We start from the raw sequence: 21,047 nt of genomic DNA, 5'->3' as shown, positions 1-21,047 counted from the left end.
ACCGTATCGATACTGCACTTTTTAATTTGCTTATTTTCAAGATAAAAAAAATCATTAAATTCAATTTTATAGTACCAATATATGTTTTTTTTTAATTTTTTTAAGTAAATTTACGACTATAGATTATAAGTGTACAATTTACAGTATACTTATGTTTTCAATCTAGTTATTCATTTTTCAATTGTTATAACTATCGTCATTTTTTAAAATCAGTCAGCTACTAACAAATTAGAATAGAGTATTATGAGAACATTAACGTTACTAGCAGTTGTAGGGGTAATTATACCCTCACTGTTATCTTTATTTCAAAATGATGAGAGACTATCCCTTTTAGAAAGAATTATCAATTCATTGGCTAGAATGGTTAAGCTCTGTTTAGTCCTTGGTTTTGCATTTGGTGCAATTGGCCTAGGAACTGCTATCACTTACTATGTGGCACCTATGTTAGGTTTTACTGTAGAACCTGACTTAATCGAATTATCAGAAACTTCGTTGAAGTACTATGGTATCGTAGGTGTTTTAATGCCTATTTTAGGCATATTGATTGGATCAATTCTAGCGAAGCGTCAGTCAATCTAGTGATTACACTTAAAAAAAATTGGAAGTCCTTTATCTTTAAAAAGATGAAGGGCTTTTTTTTGTAACTGGTATTTTACTTTTTCTCTTACTTGTAACAGAGCATAGAGTATTTGGTATGAGTATATATTATTTTTTAATGTTCAGATCTTATTTTATTTGAATAGATGCTTAAATTCACTTTTTGATTAAGAACATTTACTTTTTTGACTATATGGCCTTAAATTATATATGGATATTTTTTATACTTGGAGCATTTGTAGTTGCTCTTTGTAAATGGATATTTTTTGGTGACGCAACCACATTTGCTCTCATTATCGACAGTACATTCAGTATGTCAAAAACAGCCTTTGATATCTCTATTGGATTAACCGGAACGTTGGCTTTATGGATGGGATTGATGAGTGTAGGGGAGAAAGGTGGAGCAGTACAGGTCATGACGAAATTAGTTGGTCCTTTTTTTTCTAGAATATTTCCTGATGTTCCCAAAAACCATCCTGCTATTTCTTCAATGATGATGAATTTTTCAGCAAATATGCTGGGTTTGGATAATGCTGCCACACCATTGGGACTTAAAGCAATGAAAGAATTGCAGGAGTTTAACAAAGTAAAAGATACGGCTTCTAATCCTATGATCATGTTTTTAGTTTTGAATACATCTGGATTGACTTTGATACCGATTACAGTCATGATGTATAGGGCAGAACTAGGAGCGGCAAATCCAACAGATGTTTTTATTCCTATATTATTGGCGACAAGTATCTCTTCATTGGCAGGTTTACTAATCGTGGCGGTTTATCAGAAAATTAATTTATTAGATAAAGTAATACTTGCTTATATAGGTGGACTCGTATTATTGATTGTTGGTACGATTACTCTTTTTTATCATTTGTCACCTGAAGAAGCAAATACAGTATCATCGGTTGCAGGAAACTTAATCTTATTGAGTATTATCTGTTCATTCGTAGGGTTAGCGGCATATAGAAAAATTAATGCTTATGATGCTTTTATAGAAGGAGCCAAAGAAGGTTTTAAAACAGCAGTGACCATTATACCTTATCTCGTAGCCATACTTGTGGCCATTGGAATGTTTAGAGCTTCTGGAGCTTTGGAATATATTATGGATGGTATCAAATGGGTCATTCAGGATGGAGTTGGAATTGATGCCGCATTTGTAGATGCTCTTCCTGTAGCTTTTATGAAACCATTGAGTGGTAGTGGTGCAAGAGGAGTGATGTTGGATATTATGAATGCTGAAGGTGCAGACTCATTTGCGGGTAAGTTGTCCTCTATGATGCAGGGGGCTACTGATACCACATTTTATATTATAGCCGTTTATTTTGGCTCTGTAAATATTAGGAAAACAAGATATGCGATCACATGTGGTTTATTCGCTGATTTTATGGGCGTAGTAGCTGCAATCTTCCTTGCTTATCTCTTTTTCTAACCTAAAATAAAGTTGTTGATAACTTTAAACACACATTTAAAATCACTACATTTATCACCAATAACCTCCTGTTCTTCATAAGGAATCGTGAAGGACAGGATTTTTTAGCACTTATCTACAAAATGTACTAAGACAACTAAATACCAATTCATTGTCAAAGTACAACTATACTAAGCTCTACTCCATTGAAATTAACAAAAAGCTACCCATTGATTTGGTTCTTTCAGCTAGTGCCTCTTATTGCACTTTGTCAAATTAATGAAAATGACCACGAAGAAAAGAGAACATATTTTACTCGCTCTCTAGAAAACACTCAAATTACTATTGATGGTAAATTTGATGACCCTGCATGGCAAAATGTGGAATGGGCAGGGGATTTTACACAAAGAGATCCAATAGATGGAGCTCCCCCTTCTCAAAAAACAGCATTTAAAGTAATGTACGATGCCAAGTATATTTATTTTGCGATCAAAGCCTTTGATTCATCTCCTGATAGTATTGTAAAGAGAATGTCAAGAAGAGATGGTTTTGAAGGTGATTTTGTGGAAGTTAATATCGATTCATACCACGATTTAACGAATGCCTTTTCATTTACAGTTAGTGTTTCCGGTGTAATCGGAGATGAAGCAATTTCGAATAACGGAAGGAATTGGGACTCTAACTGGGATGCAATTTGGTGGGCAAAAACCAGTATTGATAAGGAGGGTTGGAATGCCGAGATTAGAATTCCACTATCTCAATTACGTTTTACTAATTCAGAAAACCTAACATGGGGATTACAAGTAACTCGCCGTTTATTTAGAAACAATGAACGTTCTTACTGGCAGTATATCCCAAAAGATTCTCCGGGTTGGGTACACCTTTTTGGAGAATTGAAAGGTCTGAAAGGTATTAAGCCTCAAAAGCAATTAGAAATAGCCCCTTTTGTACTGGCAAGAAATGATCGAGGAAAAAAAGAAGATGGAAACCCCTATAAGACAGGTTCTGAGTATTCAGTCAATGCAGGTGTGGATGGTAAAATTGGTATCACAAGTGATATTACATTAGATTTCACAATCAACCCTGATTTTGGGCAGGTAGAAGCAGACCCTTCACAACTGAATTTATCAACTTTTGAGATTTTTCTTAGAGAGCGAAGACCCTTTTTTATCGAGGGTAGAAATACTCTGTCTTTCCCTGGCACTCGCTCCAATGCTGGAGGTAATTTTTCCAGAGATAACTTAGTATATACAAGACGAATTGGGAAATCGCCAAGTTATGAACCAGAAACGGAGGAAGGGCAATTTTTAGATCAACCTAAAGTAGTACCTATTTTAGGTGCATTCAAGTTGACAGGTAAAAACAAAAATGGTTTTGCTTTTGGGGTAATGAATAATATTACCATGGAGACGACTGCAGAAATTGATACACAAGGACAAAAATCAGAAGAAACAGTAGAACCATTTACAAACTATTTTGTAGCAAGAGCCACTCAAGATATTAATCAAGGAAACTCTGTTGTAGGCATAGCTTTTACGGCAACGAATAGAACGATTGACTCTGATAATTTAAGGTTTTTACATACTGATGCTTATTCTGGAGGAATAGACTTTTTGCATCAGTGGAAGGACAGGTCTTATTATATACAAGGCAACTTTATGGTCAGTCATGTAGAAGGAGATCCGGAAGCTATTACTAATACACAAGAATCTGGACGACATTTCTTTCAACGTCCAGATGCAAACTATGTGAATGTAGATACCACTGCAACCTCACTGACAGGGACGGGAGGTTATTTGAAATTTGGACGAAATGGAGGAAGCCCATGGCGATATGAAGTAGGAGGTACCTGGCGATCACCAAAATTTGAGATCAATGATATCGGCTTTATGAATGCGGCTGATCTTATGAATCAATGGAGTATGGTTGGTTACCAAACTCTACAGCCAGTATCTATTTTCAGAAGGATCAATGCGAATCTTAGACAATATGCTTATTTTGATTATGGAGGGAAGAATACCTATTTGGGTTTACATGGAAATGTAAATCTTGAGTTCAAAAACTTTTGGGAATTCTCAACAGGTGGGTCACTTCAAAGACAAAGACTCAGTAATTTTATGCTAAGAGGAGGTCCTGCTTTCTTACGCCCCAATAGAAATCAGTTTTGGTATAATATAGAAAGTGATGGAAGAAAAAAGCTAGCCTTTGAATTTGGGAATGAGTTTGCTGTTACACAAGACAATGCAGGAAAGAACTTTGATGCTTGGGTAGGTATGAACTATAGACCTATTAATGCATTGGAAATTGGCATTTTCCCTTTTATCTCTTATAACCAAGACCATATTCAATATGTTACCACGGAAACAAATACTGCAGGTGATAATTATGTTTTGGGAAGAATTGAACAACACACAACAGGTGTAACCATAAGAGGAAACCTTATTTTGAGGCCTAATCTATCATTGCAGTATTATGCACAGCCTTTTGCCTCACGAGGAGATTACTTTGATTTTAAAAGAGTAGAAGCTCCTCAAGCTGGAAGATATGAGGATAGAATCCATACGTTTTCTAATGATGAAATCAGTTATAATGTAGAGAATGAGGAGTACACTGTTTTTGATCAAAATGGAAATTATACGTTTGATCAACCTGACTTTGACTTTATAGATTTCAATTCAAATTTGGTTTTAAGGTGGGAGTATAAACCAGGGTGTACTTTCTTTCTGGTTTGGTCACAAGGAAGGGGAGATTTGGCAGAACCTTTCAGGGAGTTTTCTTTTTCAGAAATAGTTAATGGTATTTTTGATTCACCTTCGGAAAATGTTTTTATAGCCAAACTAACTTATCGATTTAGAAAGTAGTTTTTAATGAAGAAAGAGCGATTAAAATTGATTTTCTTTCATCAATTGGCACAAACCTTCATCAATGAGTAAATGGCCTTTGTCTAATTCATGAAATCGAACATTGTCAATTAATTCAGAAAACTGTATTGCACCATCCATTAGAATTACTTCATCTCTTTTTCCAAAGTACATATCAACGGGAATTTTATATTGATTGATTTGATGAGCGACTTGCTTTAGATCTGGACTCATATATCTTGAAGATGTTGCAACTCCGAAAAAGCGTCTCCTTTGTTCTTTAGTTTCAAAATGATTCATAAAAAAGTCATAAAGAAATTTAGAGAGGTAACCTCTTCGGTGTACCCAACCTACTAATTTGAAAGTGGTTTTTGGGAAGCGAAGTAATAGCATTGCAATTTCTAAATACCATCTTGGAAGTTTCGAAACATCATAGAGAATATGTGTTTTTAAACCATCAGAAGCACACAAAATCAGCCTTTCAATAGTATTGCTGTAGTATTTTTGAAGACAATACATCGTAATTTTTCCACCCATACTGTAGCCTAAAATTGAAAACTTATTTTTCTGAAACCTTTGAAGTAACCCATCAATGACCTCCTTTATATTTCTAGAAGAAAAGTAAGAAGGGGTCCATTCAGTTTGTCCGTGGTAGGGCAGTGAAAAAGCAATCATTGTAAAATCTTTTTCCCATGCAGGTGCAATAGCCCGGAAAAGGTTGGCACTATCTCCGAAGCCATGAATACAAATCAAAAGCTTTTCACCTTTGCCAAATTGAAGACATTCGATTTTTCCATTTTCTAAATCTAAAAAAAAGTGTTTAGGAGTTTGAGGTGAGATGGTCATTAGTAAGTGATTATTTATTCATTGACTATGATACAAAAAAAAATAACCAAAAAAAAGAGGTTTAGTATTTCTACTAAACCTCTCTTCTTTATGTTCAAACAGTTGCTGATTACTCAGCGTCCGCTGCATCCAATGCTGAACGTAATGTTCTTGGAATAGCAATTGAAGCTACTGTTACAGAATCATTGTAAAGAATTTCGTAGTTCTCAGGAGTGATTGCTCCGATACGAACTGACTTACCAAGTTCTAAACCTTCAATAGAAACTTCTACAGACTCAGGCATGTTAGCAGGAAGAGCTTTAACTTTGATTTTTCTAAGTTTAGCTACAAGCTTACCACCTGTTTGAAGACCTGGAGAGTTACCTACGAATGAAACAGGAACATCCATTTTGATAGCTTTATCATCGTTTAACTCTAAGAAGTCAACGTGAAGAAGAACCTCAGAAACTGGGTGTAATTGGAAATCTTGAACGATAGCAGTTTTCTCTACGCCTTCGATGTTGATTTTTACGAAACAAACCTCTGGAGTATAGATAATGTCTCTGAACAAGATCATTGGTACTGCAAAGTGAATTGGTTGCTCACCACCATAAATTACACATGGTGCTAAACCTTCTTTTCTTAAATCTTTGGCAGCTTTCTTACCAACAGTCTCACGGTTGTAACCGATGATTTCTACAGTTTTCATCTGATTTTTTTAATATAAAAGTAAAACATGTTATAAACGCTTTGGTACTTGATCGTTCTTTTCTCGAAAGGTGGACCCCATCCCAAAACATGCTTAACGATTTCTATTACTAGAAATAGGCTCGCAAAGGTAATAATTTTCGTATTAAAAACGAAAGATTTATTCAACCTTATTAAACAAAAAAGGCTATCTACCAACAAGTTATGATGGTAGATAGCCTAATCTTATAAAAAAACTCTAGGTTCTTAGATGAACAAAGAGCTAATTGATTCGTGATCTTGGATCTTTCTGATTGCTTTAGCGAAAAGCTCAGCAACTGAAAGTACGTTGATTTTTTCTCTGTTTTCTACAGGAAGAGTATCAGTAACAACTAATTCTTCAAGAACTGAAGCTGCTACACGATCGTAAGCTGGTCCAGAAAGAACACCGTGTGTACAGATGGCTCTAACCGATTTTGCTCCTTTCTCCATGATGATCTCAGCGGCATTACATAAAGTACCTGCTGTATCTGCTAAGTCATCAACAAGAATTACATTTTTGTCTTTTACATCACCAATAACTTGCATTGATGCTACTTCATTTGCTCTCTCACGGTGCTTGTCACACATCACGATATCAGCTTTGAAGTGTTTTGCATAAGATCTTGCTCTCTTAGCACCTCCCACATCTGGAGAAGCGAAAGTCAAGTTATCTAATCCTAAGCTCTCAATGTAAGGAACAAAGATTGGTGAGCTTTGTAAGTGAACTACAGGGATGTCGAAGAATCCTTGAATTTGGTCAGCATGTAACTCACAAGTTACTACACGTGTAGCACCTGAGGCAGTTAACAAGTTGGCGATTAGTTTCGCACCAATACCTACTCTTGGTTTGTCTTTTCTATCCTGACGTGCATATCCGAAGTACGGAAGAAGAACTGTCACTGTAGAAGCGGAAGCTCTTTTTGCAGCATCAATCAGTAAAAGAAGTTCGAGAAGGTTATCTGCTGGAGGACAAGTGGATTGAATGATAAAAACATCACAACCTCTTATTGACTCATTGAAGTGTGTAGAAATTTCTCCATCACTAAAACGTTGAAGAACTACATCTCCTAAAGATTTACCATAAGAGTGTGCTATTTTGCTCGCGAGATATTCTGTTCCCGAAGCTGAAAAGATTTTAACTGAAGACATCAGTATATTTTTTTTGGTACGCTATCTATAATTCAAGACGAAAGACAGGAGGACCTGAAGGTGAGAATTAATAATTTAATAACACCACATTTCCTTTGTCACTGCAAATTTATAATAATCAAGATAATGTTACTCTATTCATTAGAAATAATTACAATTAAAAAGGCAATCTTGTAATAGATTGCCTCAATTTTAAATAAATACTTCTAATTTTTTTATTTATTAATCTCTTAAAACATAATAATAAGTACCATCGCTGTTCATCAAAAGGTCAGCTTTTTGTGCAATTTGTTCTAAATCCACATCGTGAACGTCTCCATTATGATAGTGGATTAATCTGAAATCTTCAGCACTGTAAACATAAACTTCTGATACAAGTGTGCTTTCTTCATGAAGTGCATTAAATTCTTCATGATTGTTCAATCCCCAATCTAATTCAGTAAGCGTAGTTTCTAAACTGCTTAGGTACTGGGGACCTAGTGACTCTAATACTGAATACTCCACTTGTGAATATTCTTCTTCATTAATTTTTTTAATTTCTTCTGTTTGAGCGAAAACAAAGACAGAAGTAAAGCCAATTAAGAGTGCAAGGAGGAATGTCTTTCTCATGATGATAGTTTTTTTGGTGATGAATTAGAATACAGTATTAAACGTTGTTCTATAGGTTAGAGATGTTTATAGGTTGAGATTGAAACGTAATATTTTATTCCTTTTTCTATATTTTTAAAATATGTTAATTTTATGAGAAAGTCAAGTTTAAAGTGTATTATTTACATTTTATTAATGACTATCATCGTATATTTCTGTTTTAACGATTAATTTGCAATCCTCCTGAATGTAAAACAATAACTTTTTGACCTTTTTTGAAATACCCTTTTTGAAGAAGGTCTATTACACCATAGATCATTTTACCTGTATAGATGCGTTCTAGCTCTATGTTATATTTTTGATGAAATTGATCTATAAATGTCATTAATTCAGGCTTTTTCTTAGCATAACCTCCAAAATGATAATTAGTATTTAGTGTCCACTGAGGGAAAGAAGAAGCGTCTAATCCTTCTAAGAATTCATTGATATCATCATATAAAAACTCACCTCCTTTTAAAGCTGGAAAGCCAATTACATTCACATCTGACCTTAAAGACGCAATCAAACCGGCTAATGTTCCTCCAGTACCGCAAGCTGCACAAACATAATCTCCTGCTTCAAGCACTTCATTCAATTCCTCACCTAATTCACCAACACCTTTAAGTGCAAGTGTATTTGATCCTCCCATAGGAGCCATATAAAATGCTCCAAACTTTTCTTTTAATTTAGGAATTTGGTCTTTATAATTTCTAAAAGAAGTTCTGTCCAAGTAAGAAAGTACCATTCCCTGTCTTGTAGCAAAATCGAGTGTAGGGTTTAATGGTAGATGTTCTTCACCTCTGATCACCCCAATGGTATCCAATCCGTATAATTTTCCAGCCGCAGCAAAGGCGTGTATATGATTAGAGTAAGCACCACCAAAGGTGAGTATCTTCTGATAGCCTTCTTTTTTAGCTTGAAGTAAATTGTATTTTAATTTCCGCCATTTATTTCCTGAAACTTCAGGGTGGGTAAGGTCATCTCTTTTAACAAAAAAACGAACTCCATTTTCAGAAAAAATAGAGTCCGTTAGTTCTTGCAAAGGAGTATTTTCGATGGGTAATTCGAAAGATTCCATGCTATTTTTATGCTTTTACTTTTTCAATCACAAAGTTGTGGTTAGTGTAGATACAGATATCAGCGGCAATGCTTAGTCCTTCACGCACCATATCTTCAGCAGACATATCACTAGCATGTTTTTTAAGGGCTAAAGCGGCCGACTGAGCATACATACTACCCGAACCGATAGCTGCAATATCATGATCTGGCTCAATTACATCACCTGTACCAGAAATGATCAATACATCGTTGATATCCGCTACAATCATCATTGCTTCTAATTTTCTCAAGTATCTGTCCATACGCCAATCTTTTGCTAAGTCGATTGCCGCACGTTTCATATTACCATTAAAAGCATTTAATTTTTCTTCGAAACGTTCCATCAAAGTAAAAGCATCTGCTGTAGATCCTGCAAAACCGCAAACGATTTTACCTCCCATCAATGTTCTTACTTTTTTTACGTTACTTTTTGCTACAGTATTTCCAAAAGTAGCTTGTCCATCAGCACCAAGTGCTACCTCACCATCTTTTTTGATAGCAAGGACGGTTGTTGATCTAAATTTTTCCATATATCTTTTTTGGTATGTACTAAAATCAAATATTGAAATAAGAAATTTTGTTTTGGTACTTCGTCTCAACCAATAAACGACCCATGAATGGAATCCTCGACAAATTGTCAGTATTGGGCAGATTGAATGGTTAATTTCTCTATGAAGTTATATAAATCTGTCGAATTTGTCATATTAAAAGTGAATATCATTCTAACTCTCGATTTTCTGAGCTATTTTCATAATGAAATTTCACAAAAAGAAGAAAACCATTTTATGCTATACAAAATTAAACGATCTGTATCAGTGCTTTTTGTAATTGGTGCTTTGAACGCCTGCAAAACGACACAGCCTACAGCTCAGGACAACGGAAACCTCACTGAAGTAACCCCTGTCGCTCCATTAGCTCCAGTAGCACCTGTTAAAGAAGAGAAAGTAGTTCCAGATTGGGTTGCTAAAAAAGGACCTTATAACCCGTCTTTCAGTACTGCTTTTGATTTATTGCATACACAATTAAAAGTGAGCTTTGATTGGGAAAAACAGAGAATGTCAGGGGATGCGGTATTGACTTTACAGCCTCATTTTTATACTCAGAATGAAGTGATTCTTGATGCAAAGAATTTTGATATACATAAAATTGAATTAACAGATAAAAAACACAACGTATTACAGTCTTTAGACTACAGCTATGATAGCTTGCAGATAACGATTGCATTGGATAAAGACTATACAAGAAAGGATATATTCGGTTTGCATATTTCTTATACTGCAAAACCAAATGAAAGACAGACTTCAGGAAGTGAAGCCATCACAAGTGATAAGGGATTATATTTTATCAATCCATTAGGTGACGAAATTGGTAAACCACAGCAAATATGGACACAAGGTGAGACAAGTGCGAACTCTTGCTGGTTCCCAACTTTTGATCATCCTAATGTGAAGATGAAACAAGATATTTTCATGACGGTACAGGATAAGTATGTGACGCTGTCTAATGGTCGTTTAGTTTCTCAAAAGAAAAATTCAAATGGAACAAGAACGGATCATTGGAAACAGGATCAGCCACATTCGGTTTATCTAACGATGATGGCGGTTGGTGATTACGCAGTAGTGAAAGATGAGTGGAGAGGAAAAGAAGTGAGCTATTATGTAGAGCCTGAATATGAAAAATACGCAAGAACAATTTTTGGTAATACACCAGAGATGTTGGAGTTCTTCTCCAATAAGTTTCAGTATGAGTACCCGTGGGATAAATATTCTCAAATCATTATCCGTGATTTTGTAAGTGGAGCAATGGAAAACACTTCGGCTTCTACTTTTATGGAAGCTGTACAAGTAGACGATAGAGAAAAGCTGGATCAAGATTGGGATTTTATTGTAGCACACGAGTTATTCCATCATTGGTTTGGTGATTTAGTAACTACAGAGTCTTGGGCTAATCTACCTTTGAATGAATCATGGGCCAATTACAGTGAGTATTTATGGAGAGAGTATAAGCACGGAAAAGATGAGGCGGATTATAATTTGCAATCAGAACTAGAAAGCTATTTAGCGGAATCTGAAATGAAGCAAGAACCGTTGATTCGTTACCATTATATGAATAAGGAAGATATGTTTGATAGCCACTCATACGCAAAGGGTGGTTACACATTGAATTTATTGAGAAACACAATTGGTGATGATGCCTTTTTTGAGGGAGCGGCACTTTATTTAAAGAATAATGCTTTTAAGGCGGCAGAAATTGCACATTTAAGAATTGCATTTGAAGAGGTGACTGGCCAGGATTTGAATTGGTTCTTTGATCAGTGGTTTATGAAGGCAGGGCATCCTGATATTCTTGTAATGGAAAAATTCAGCGGTAATACTTTAGAACTGACTGTACAACAACGTCAAGACCCAGAGTATACACCAATTTACCGTATCCCAACAAAGGTTCAGTTCTATTGGAAAGATGGAAAAAAAGAGGAAAGAGCTATTGTTTTAGATAAAAAACAGCAGACATTCTCTTTCATGTTGGATACAAAACCTGATCTGATCATTTTTGATCCAGCTCATATTATTCCAGGAGTTATTTCACATACTAAAAGTACAGACGCTTATTTAATTCAAGCTAAAAGTGCAGAAAATGTAATGCATAGGGTGGAAGCTCTAGAAAACTTAGGAAATTCAATTATTGCGGATCCTTCATTGGTCAGTGAATTGAATTCTTACTTAAAAGATCCATTCTGGGGAATTAGAGAAACAGCAGCTGGTATTTTTGATGGTTATCAAGGGACAGGTGATTTGACCGAAACAAAAGTGCTTCTTAAAAATTTAGTAGTGAATGATCCTAATTCTTCTGTAAGAGCAACTGCATTGACTACATTGGGTGGCATAAGCGAGGATTTTATTCCAATCGCCAAGCAAGCAATGAATGACAGTTCTTATATGGTAGTAGCTACAGCTTTGTATGCAGTATCTGAAATAGAAGGTCCAAGTGTGATCCCAACAGTAGAAAAATTTGAGGAAGCTAAAAATCCAAATATTGTTTTTGTTTCTTCAATGATCTACGGTCAATTTGGAACCAAAGAAAAATTGGGTTGGTATGATAAAAAGTTAGCAGAGATGAATGATCAGTTCCGTCAATATATGTTTAGAACGATGACGGGGTATATCATTACTCTGGAAACAGAAGAGGAGAAACAAGAAGCAACAGATATTGTCTTGAAGTATGCAACCAATAGTGGTGCAAGTACCGATACCAAAGTTGCAGCATATCAAGCCATCAGCCCCATTTTAGAAAATGAAACGGTAAACAAAAGAGTAAGTGAAGCTCTTTCAAAGGAAAAAGATCAACAAGTATTAGAAGCCTTAAAAAGCCAAGGGTACTAGTTTTTTATAAAAAGTTATAATATAAAATGAGAGGGAAGAAGTGTAACGTGAAACACTCTTCCCTCTTTCTTTTACTCCTGACCTCAAATTGACACTAGTAATCTAAAAGGTCTAAATGATACCTTTTGATTATTTTCTTCAGTAGTTCACCATATAAAGGTGAAGTAGCATAACCCACTCCTCCGTATTTTGTGGAACCAATCATATCTGCCCAAGAGGCATAATCTCTTCCTTGAGTAAAAAGTGGAGCATATCTTTTTTGCTTATTAAGGAAAAGAGAATGTGCTCTGAAAGATTCCCATGGTGATTTGTACTCTGCGAATGAGTCTTTAACTACACATTTGTATAAAATTTTACCATTTCGTTTTACTTTTTGTGAAGAGACAACGATCCCTTTGTTTCTTTTAAATTCCTCTTTAGTATAATATTCAGTAGTGGTAATTGGAGTGGTTTTACCCGTTTTATCCTTTACACCGAAATAATTATTGCCAATCACTCTTTTACCATAACCTGTTTCTAAAGCGGCCTGAGCTAAAGTGATAGAGGCAGGGACATGATATCTCGCTTGTTCCATCAACGCTGTTTCTATCTTTTTCAATGGAGAAGAGGAAGTGAAAAACGCATACACATGAGGAGGGGCCTGCATCTGATCTAAAACATAACTTTTGAAGAGACCAGAGATTTTTGAATTGAGTTCTATTAAAGACTCACTTTTTAATTGATCTACTCTTGTTACCTTCTCTTCGATCAAGTAATCAGTCACTAACAACTGACGTTCAATCTGAAAACGATCCAAAGAGGAGGCAACACTGTTTAATTTCTGTTCTTTGTACTGATCAGAAATATTCTGGGCGGTTTTAACAGGAATGATTGTAGTGCCTGCATGATTGACTTCTTCTATATTGATACCGAAGTCTTCGATAAACTCATCCATTGTTGGTTCATTATTACCGTAATTATACTGGATGGGCGCCTGCACAAAAATTACTTTTTCTTCAGGGCTGGAAAACAATTGGACCATTAAAAGCGTCAACATTAAAGCAATTGTTGCCAATAAGAGTTTTGGGTTAATGATGAAAGAGTACACATTACCTCGGTAACGTAGATACAGATTGTTAGGAAATTTGATTCCTATCGAAACATTATTACTGGAAACAGCTAATTCTGATTGATTTTTAAGAAAATACATGACAACAAAACTTTACCTTTGAGAAAATTGAAAAACTTACTTACTACCTCGATCAAATGATTTAAAAATGAACACTTGATAGCTGGAATGATTAAGGTGTCATCTTTAAATTTGATTACGATGTAAAATTAGTTTAAATTTTAAACATTGTCAATAAATTAAACATAATTATTAAAAATAATTCAAAAATGTCCATTAGTTTCAATACCATGAGGGTTGGTAGAACCTATAAATTAATTAACTACGGGGAAGTGTTTATTTTTGAAACATTGTCTATAACTCCAAATGATGATTATTTAATCAAAATAGTAGATACTTTGGAGCAGTGTTATTTAAGTGAGCTGTATCAGTTTGGGAAGGGGAAAGATTTTATGATTGACGAAGTATAAGTACTAGAACATAAGTAAATAGATATTTTTTTAAGGGAAGGTGGATCGTATTGTAGTCCAAAAATCATCATAAAAACTACTTTCTGAACTATAGCACTCATCATTTTTCTTAACTCTTACCTGAAAACTTTTCTTCTGTACTAGTATTCAGAATTTTGAACATAAAAAAACGCCTTTGAAGTTGTATCATCAAAGGCGTCTTCTCAATTATTATTTTCTTGGAATCCAGTAATTCTCATCTACTTTAAGATCAGCTGCCATTTTTCTTGACAACACAAAAAGGTAATCAGACAATCGGTTCAAATAACGAACAATAATATAATCTGATAACCCATCTTCTTCGTCTAATGAAATAGCTAAACGTTCTGCTCTTCTACAAACAGTTCTACCTAAATGGCAAAATGATACAGAAGTGTGACCGCCTGGAAGAACAAAATATTTTAACGGCTGAAGGTCAACTTCCATTTCGTCAATGGCATTTTCTAAATACTCAATATCCGATTCATATAAATCAGGTTTTTTCAATTGAGGTTTATCAGGGTCAGCAGCCAGTTCAGCTCCAATAGTAAACAGTCTATCTTGAATTTCTTTTAAAACGGCACTTCGTGGAATATTTACATCCTGATCACGAATAAGACCAATATATGAGTTCAATTCGTCTATAGTACCATAAGCCTCTATTCTAGGATGAGACTTTTTCACTCTTTTCCCTCCAAATAAGGAAGTTTCTCCTTTATCTCCTGTTTTAGTGTATACTTTCATGATCATACTTTTGTAATGTTTTGATTGATTTCATCTTTCTCCACTAATCCGTCTCTAAGTCTAATAACTCTATGAGCATAATTGGCAATATCTTCTTCGTGGGTTACCATGATTATAGTATTGCCTTGTTGATGTAGTTCATTAAAAATCGCCATAATCTCATAAGAAGTTTTAGTATCAAGAGCACCAGTAGGTTCATCGGCAAGGATAATACTCGGTCTGTTAACCAACGCTCTTGCAATCGCTACTCTTTGTCTTTGTCCACCAGAAAGCTCATTTGGTTTATGAGAGACTCTATTACCTAGGCCAACTGCATCTAGTGAAGCTTGAGCTCTCTCTAAACGTTCTTCTTTTCCTACACCAGCATATACCAATGGCAGGGCTACATTATCAAGAATAGTAGATCTAGGAAGTAAGTTGAAGGATTGGAATACAAAGCCAATTTCTTTATTTCTTACCGCTGCAAGCTCATTTTCAGTCATGTCGCTTACATCTTGATTACTTAGCCAATATTGTCCTTCGCTTGGAGTGTCAAGACACCCGATGATATTCATCAAAGTAGACTTTCCAGAACCTGAAGGTCCCATAAAGGCGACATATTCACCTCTTTGTATAGAAATATCGATGGTTTTTAAGGCTTTGATCACTTCATCACCCATTTGGTAAATTCGGGAGATGCCTTTCGTTTTAATTACTTCTTGTGACATAAAGTTATTCTGTTAGTGTATCCCATTGGTTTATTCTCTGATTGTAATCTTCTAAGAGAGAAGCATAGAGTTGATTCACTCTTTTTACAGCTTCGTCGGATAATAAATATTCCGCTTCCACTTTTTTAGAATTGGCAAAATCTTTTAAACCCAAAGAAAAACAAGTCTCCAAATAGCTATTCGTAATAATTTCAGAATAAGGGTTAAGTTGCAAATGTTCTGAAACAAACTCGAAAGCTTCTTCCGTTTTTTCTTCCTTCAGTAAATTATCAGCGTGAAATTGGATAAATGCACTATTAAAATATAACTGCTGTTGATCTTTTTGGTTTAAAAAGTTTGTTCCCTTAAAGATATCACTATACAGCTTACCTTCCACATTATTTATGTCTAATTGATCTACCCAAAGAGAAGTATTTTTTAAATTCAACCCTAGTAAGTAATCCGCTTCAATACATTTTGCCTTTGCTTTATTACTTAATTCCAGTTCACTTAATTGAAGAATGAATTTTTTTGTTTCCTCTTTTTCATTCAAGGATACATAATGATCAATAATTACATCAATCAAATCCTCCGCCTGATTAGAATTTTTTATTCCCTCAATTTTCTGAGTTATACTTAAATTCTTATGATTTAAAAGAACTTGGAAGTAATATTCATTTTCCTCATTACTTCTTAAATCAATATTGTTTAAATAGTGCTTTATAATCTCAACATCCGAAGGTTGAAGGATATTGAGTTTAAAAACAAAATCCCAAAGACTTTTGACATAGTTACGGTCGTCTAATTGAGTAGCAGCCATTGCTAATGGATATGCTGCCGCTTTTTGTCCTGCTTTAAAAGCCTGATCTAATTGATCTACTGCAAGCTGAAACTGATTCTTTTTTAATGCATCAAGTCCTAGTAAGAATAAATAATAGCCGTTTGTTTTTCCATATCTATCATTGAGCTCTAGTAAATTATGTCTCCCTTCATAAAATGCATTTTGATTATAATGATTAACAAAAGAAGAGAATAATAACTGTTCTCTGTTTTCAAGATTATGACCAGATTTTAATTTCTCTTGAATGACAGCATTTAGATCAAAAGGCTTTTCCTTTCCAATGTTGTTAATACTGTAATTATAAATATAACTGATCTGATTTCCGTTCAGTACAGAATCTTTCACCAAGTCTTCAAAGAATGTGCTTGTACTATTGATTTCAGACTCATTCAAATAGGCAAGTTGGTTTACAGTTTGATTTAAATCTGAAGTGCTAGAAAGTTCCTTTAGGTATTTACTTTCATCATTAATAGGCAGTTTTGCCAAAGCAGAAATCGCTAAATAATTACTTTCCAGTATAGGAGCATCATTCTGAGCAATTTGAATGCCTTGATCCAAATAATGTAAAGCACTATCAACTTCGCCTATTCTATAAAAGGCTAAACCGAGGTTATTAAAGATCTCTTTGGAGTGAGGAAACTTTTCTAAACCCTTTTTGAGCGTAATAATTGATTCAAGATAATTTTTATTTTCAATATCAATTAAAGCCATTTGCACAAAGCTTTGTTGACTCCCTTCATCTTTAGATGATTTATCATAAGCTAAACGAGCCATATCTTCTCTCTTATTATCTTGAGCGATATTGGCTAGCATATAGTTGGAATGAAGGTTCCAAACACTGTACATTTTTGCCATTCCATACCTTTCTTCTGCCAAATAAGTGTTTCCACTGAAATATTCAGAATCACCTAGATTATTATAATAGGAAGCCCATAAGTAGCGGTAAGATGTGAAATTATTGATATAGAATAACCCTACAGTTATAAGCAAACCAACTCCCCATGAAGATAAGAAATCAATATTCTGAGGTTTGAAAGCAATTTTATATACAGGTAGATTCTGTTTTATGATATCATAAAAATTATAGGAGATATAAAATAGCATCAAGAAACCAAAACCAATAAAGCAGATGGTGATCGCTTGTTCTAATGCAATGACATAAGATGTATCAAATAGTGAAATATGATAAGCATATGTAGAGGAAGCAATAATACTACTTCCAAGGTAAACCCAAAAAAGTACAGATTCTTCTCTAGCAATGACTCCAAAAATCTCATCTTGTTGAGTAATTAACCAAAGGCCTATTAAGGTACTAATAACAAACAGTAAAATAGGAGGGAAGTAATATAAGCCAAGATCTAAACCATGAAATACGTTAAGGTAAACATAGATAAGGTTGAGAAGGTAGATAATATAGAATACATAAAAATGCTTCACACTATCTCCACTTTGGCCTGTATTTTTGAAAGTTGTGATATATAAAATACCAAATGGAATACAAAGAGCTAAGAATACTACGAATAAAAAGGTAATGATAGTGAGGCTAGAAAATGAGTAACTCAAGCTCTCTACATACCAATATTCATCTTTAGCAAATGTATTGATTAGTGAAATAATACCTCCGCTTACAAATAGATAAGTCAAGAAACGGATAAAAAGAGAGACTTTAGCATTAAAATGAAAGTAAAAACTTATACATATATATACAGTTAGAACAATTCCTGTAAAAGCTTTATCATGAATGCTCTCGAGGAAATGAAGGTTTTCTAAATGTAGGGTACCAATAAGTAAAGCAAATACCCCGAATGAAATCCCGTGCCATAACCTAGTTAAACCACTAATGCTACTCAAGAAGATTGAAAAGCCAATAATCAGTGAAATACCATAAAGAAGAGCATAATCAGGCGTTAGATTCATATTTTGACCTACGAAGTGCTCTAAAATCAAAAAAGAATCTGTTTGTATACTAAATGCGGTTTTCCACTTATCAAAAGAGAAAAGAGGTGTTTTTACCGCATCAACATATCCCGAAATACTCCAACCTATTCTTTCTGAAATATTATTTATTAAGTAATAAATTAATATGGTAAGTGTTGATAACAAGGAGGTTAATCCAATTGATTTGATAACAGGGCTACTTTTTTTAATCCAAAAATTCATCCGTTTGTACATTAGTTGGACCCAAAAATACAAATATTTTAAAATCTAATCATTTTAAATATAAAATTAGTGAAGTCGTGCAATCGGTTTCGTTTTTATTCTGTTTTTTATTTTATTTGTATATAATAAACGTAAGTGTAGTGCCGTTTAAAATTTTATCCTTTTTTTAAAAGATCGAATAACAGCCAAAAATTATACTAACAATTATTTTATATATTATTTTTATTAAAACCGTCTATAACCTTGGAAACATTAGAAATGTCAATAACAACAAAATTTCGTCCAGAGGATCTTGAATTAATGAAAGAAAAAGGGATCTCTCAAGAAGTAGTCGAAAAGCAACTTAATTATTTTAGAACAGGGTTTGAATTCGCAAACATTATTAGACCTGCTACGATTGGAGATGGTATAATAAAACTACAAGATAGCGAAATAGAAGCTTTCGTAAACGAGTACAACACAGCAATACAAGATAAAGATATTGTGAAATTTGTACCTGCATCTGGTGCAGCAACTCGTATGTTCAAGGCTCTTCTTGAATTTAAAAATGATTTAGAAGCTAAAGATTCATTTGCAGAACCAGATCTTGAAAAGAGTAAAGGTTTAGTAGCTGACTTCTTTAATAACATTATCCACTTCCCTCTTTACACTGAAATTTACTCAGAAGTTGCACAAAAGCTAGGTAACCTTGATGTATTAGTAGCTAACAAAGAATACAAGAAAATTCTAGAAGCCACTTTCTCAAGTAACCGATTACATTTAGCAAATCGTCCAAAAGGATTAATTGGATTCCATAAGTACAATGGAGAAGTAAGAACTCCTGTACAAGAGCACATGATTGAAGGAGCAAATTATGCAAAAGACAAAAATGGTAAAGTAAATATCCACTTTACGGTATCTCCAGAACATCTTAATCAGTTCCAAGAATTGACAGATGTCTATAAAGAGGTATATAATAAAAGGTATGAGGCAGATTATGAGATTTCGTTCTCTACTCAAAAGGCTTCTACTGATACTATCGCTGCTACAGCTAAAAACGAACCATTCAGAAAAGAAGACGGTGAACTGTTGTTTAGACCAGGAGGTCACGGTGCATTGTTGGAAAACCTTAATGATATTGATGCTGATATTATCTTTATTAAGAATATTGATAATGTCACAACAGATAGATTGAAAGAGGACACTTTCAAATACAAAAAGGCATTAGCAAGTATCTTAGTAGATACACAGAAAAAAATCTTCTCATTCTTAGAAAGACACGAAGCAGGAGAATCAAGCGAGGAGTTAACTTCAGAGGTAATTGAATTCTGTATGAAGCGTCTTGGTTGGAGCTTAGGCGAAGAGTTAAGTGGTTTATCGAAAGAAGAGATCGAAAAATACTTCTTCGAAAAACTTAATCGACCTATCCGTGTTTGTGGTATGGTGAAGAATGAAGGTGAGCCAGGTGGTGGTCCTTTCTGGTTAAAAGATGGAGACCATAGATCATTACAAATCGTAGAAAGTGCTCAAATCAACTTCTCAAATCCTGTAAGAAGAGAAATTGCTAATGCAGCGACTCACTTTAATCCAGTAGATTTAGTCTGTGGTGTAAAGAATTATAAAGGCGAGAAATTCGATTTAATGGAGTTCCGTAATGAAAACGCAGGCTTCATTACTCATAAATCAAGAGATGGTCAGGAAATCCAAGCGATTGAATTACCAGGTTTATGGAATGGTTCAATGGCATATTGGACTACCTTATTCGTTGAAGTACCAGTTTCTACATTTACGCCAGTAAAAACAGTAAATGATTTATTGAGACCAGAACATAGATAAATATTTGATTTATAGATGTTTGAACATACAGTGCACTTGCTGAAAAGTAAGTGCACTTTTTTATTTACTTTTATTTTGTGCTTTTTTTTGCACAACCTATTGCATTTAAAAAACCTTCTATTACCTTTGCACTCCCTTCAGCAAACGGCTGAGGAAAAAACAAACGTAGGGGTTGTCCTACGTGACAACCCGATTAGGGTAATTGATATAATGAAAAGGTATTTGATTTTGTTGAAAATCAGCGATGTAAATTAAGTTTCTAAATAAAACAAAATAAGCATTGCAAATTAAATTTCTAAATAAAACAAAATAAGCATTGCAAATTAAATTTCTCTTCTTACCTTTGCACTCGCCTTTAACGAAAGGCTTTAAAAACTTCTCTTTTGGAGTTGGAAATTCAGAGTGTTGAGCGTTGAGAAAATCAACGAAAAAAAACTTTAAAAATTTTTGAAAAAAGATTTGGAAGTTAAAATAAAAAGTTTTTACCTTTGCACTCGCTTCTGGGAAACGAAGCCCATTTAAACAACGGTTTAA

17 protein-coding genes are annotated in these 21,047 nt (G+C 34.4%); 6 read left to right on the top strand and 11 right to left on the bottom strand.

Features of this window, described 5'->3' with window-relative positions:
- The first annotated feature begins 243 nt into the window (after positions 1-243).
- The 3 genes from PL77_RS25365 to PL77_RS25355 all read left to right on the top strand — a co-directional run bounded on the left by PL77_RS25365 (position 244) and on the right by PL77_RS25355 (position 4,863).
- Positions 244-579 (top strand): hypothetical protein, encoded by a 336-nt coding sequence (locus PL77_RS25365; protein ID WP_044211602.1) that lies wholly within the window; start codon positions 244-246, stop codon positions 577-579.
- A gap of 211 nt (positions 580-790) precedes the next feature.
- Positions 791-2,023, top strand: coding sequence for a nucleoside recognition domain-containing protein (locus PL77_RS25360; RefSeq protein WP_044211601.1), 1,233 nt, complete (start codon positions 791-793; stop codon positions 2,021-2,023).
- A gap of 185 nt (positions 2,024-2,208) precedes the next feature.
- The gene (locus PL77_RS25355; RefSeq protein WP_052444723.1) at positions 2,209-4,863 is read left to right on the top strand and encodes a DUF5916 domain-containing protein; all 2,655 of its coding nucleotides are present in this window, start codon (positions 2,209-2,211) and stop codon (positions 4,861-4,863) included.
- 21 nt (positions 4,864-4,884) lie between these two features.
- Here PL77_RS25355 and PL77_RS25350 read toward each other — a convergent pair whose 3' ends face one another.
- From PL77_RS25350 to hslV, 6 genes are all read right to left on the bottom strand, one after another.
- Positions 4,885-5,709, bottom strand: coding sequence for an alpha/beta fold hydrolase (locus PL77_RS25350; RefSeq protein WP_044211600.1), 825 nt, complete (start codon positions 5,707-5,709; stop codon positions 4,885-4,887).
- 109 nt (positions 5,710-5,818) lie between these two features.
- Positions 5,819-6,397 carry a 50S ribosomal protein L25/general stress protein Ctc gene (locus tag PL77_RS25345; protein WP_044211599.1) on the bottom strand — a complete coding sequence of 193 codons (579 nt, stop codon included), beginning with the start codon at positions 6,395-6,397 and terminating at the stop codon, positions 5,819-5,821.
- Positions 6,398-6,642: 245 nt separating this feature from the next.
- Positions 6,643-7,566, bottom strand: a complete 924-nt coding sequence (locus tag PL77_RS25340) for a ribose-phosphate pyrophosphokinase (RefSeq protein ID WP_044211598.1) — start codon at positions 7,564-7,566, stop codon at positions 6,643-6,645.
- Between the two features lie 222 nt (positions 7,567-7,788).
- Positions 7,789-8,175 (bottom strand): hypothetical protein, encoded by a 387-nt coding sequence (locus PL77_RS25335; protein ID WP_044211597.1) that lies wholly within the window; start codon positions 8,173-8,175, stop codon positions 7,789-7,791.
- 199 nt (positions 8,176-8,374) lie between these two features.
- The gene (locus PL77_RS25330) at positions 8,375-9,271 is read right to left on the bottom strand and encodes a 1-aminocyclopropane-1-carboxylate deaminase/D-cysteine desulfhydrase (RefSeq protein ID WP_044211596.1); all 897 of its coding nucleotides are present in this window, start codon (positions 9,269-9,271) and stop codon (positions 8,375-8,377) included.
- Positions 9,272-9,278: 7 nt separating this feature from the next.
- Positions 9,279-9,821 carry an ATP-dependent protease subunit HslV gene (hslV, locus tag PL77_RS25325; protein WP_044211595.1) on the bottom strand — a complete coding sequence of 181 codons (543 nt, stop codon included), beginning with the start codon at positions 9,819-9,821 and terminating at the stop codon, positions 9,279-9,281.
- Positions 9,822-10,076: 255 nt separating this feature from the next.
- On the opposite strand from hslV, the gene PL77_RS25320 reads away from it, so the two are divergent.
- Complete coding sequence (locus PL77_RS25320; protein WP_044211626.1) at positions 10,077-12,671, top strand: M1 family aminopeptidase; 2,595 nt, start codon at positions 10,077-10,079, stop codon at positions 12,669-12,671.
- Between the two features lie 94 nt (positions 12,672-12,765).
- Here PL77_RS25320 and PL77_RS31035 read toward each other — a convergent pair whose 3' ends face one another.
- Positions 12,766-13,860: a glycoside hydrolase family 73 protein gene (locus tag PL77_RS31035; protein ID WP_052444721.1), complete on the bottom strand. Its 1,095-nt coding sequence runs from the start codon at positions 13,858-13,860 to the stop codon at positions 12,766-12,768.
- 188 nt (positions 13,861-14,048) lie between these two features.
- Between PL77_RS31035 and PL77_RS25310 the strand changes: the two genes are divergently transcribed.
- Positions 14,049-14,249 (top strand): hypothetical protein, encoded by a 201-nt coding sequence (locus PL77_RS25310; RefSeq protein ID WP_044211594.1) that lies wholly within the window; start codon positions 14,049-14,051, stop codon positions 14,247-14,249.
- 210 nt (positions 14,250-14,459) lie between these two features.
- On the opposite strand, the gene PL77_RS25305 is transcribed toward PL77_RS25310, so the two are convergent.
- From PL77_RS25305 to PL77_RS25295, 3 genes are read right to left on the bottom strand one after another with little or no spacing between them, the layout of a single operon-like run.
- Positions 14,460-15,011 carry a cob(I)yrinic acid a,c-diamide adenosyltransferase gene (locus PL77_RS25305; protein ID WP_044211624.1) on the bottom strand — a complete coding sequence of 184 codons (552 nt, stop codon included), beginning with the start codon at positions 15,009-15,011 and terminating at the stop codon, positions 14,460-14,462.
- 2 nt (positions 15,012-15,013) lie between these two features.
- Positions 15,014-15,718, bottom strand: a complete 705-nt coding sequence (locus PL77_RS25300; RefSeq protein ID WP_044211593.1) for an ABC transporter ATP-binding protein — start codon at positions 15,716-15,718, stop codon at positions 15,014-15,016.
- A gap of 4 nt (positions 15,719-15,722) precedes the next feature.
- Positions 15,723-18,698: a M48 family metallopeptidase gene (locus PL77_RS25295; RefSeq protein WP_044211592.1), complete on the bottom strand. Its 2,976-nt coding sequence runs from the start codon at positions 18,696-18,698 to the stop codon at positions 15,723-15,725.
- A 258-nt stretch (positions 18,699-18,956) separates the two neighbouring features.
- On the opposite strand from PL77_RS25295, the gene PL77_RS25290 reads away from it, so the two are divergent.
- Positions 18,957-20,513, top strand: coding sequence for a DUF4301 family protein (locus tag PL77_RS25290; protein ID WP_044211591.1), 1,557 nt, complete (start codon positions 18,957-18,959; stop codon positions 20,511-20,513).
- 177 nt (positions 20,514-20,690) lie between these two features.
- On the opposite strand, the gene PL77_RS32090 is transcribed toward PL77_RS25290, so the two are convergent.
- Positions 20,691-21,047, bottom strand: a 357-nt coding sequence (locus PL77_RS32090; RefSeq protein ID WP_044211590.1) for a hypothetical protein, incomplete at its 5' end; no start/stop codon positions are given.

Origin of the sequence: Flammeovirga sp. OC4, from assembly GCF_000812565.1 — a bacterium.
GTDB lineage: Bacteria > Bacteroidota > Bacteroidia > Cytophagales > Flammeovirgaceae > Flammeovirga.
Note: the sequence above shows the minus strand (reverse complement) of the source record. Positions and strands in the feature narration are given on the sequence as shown.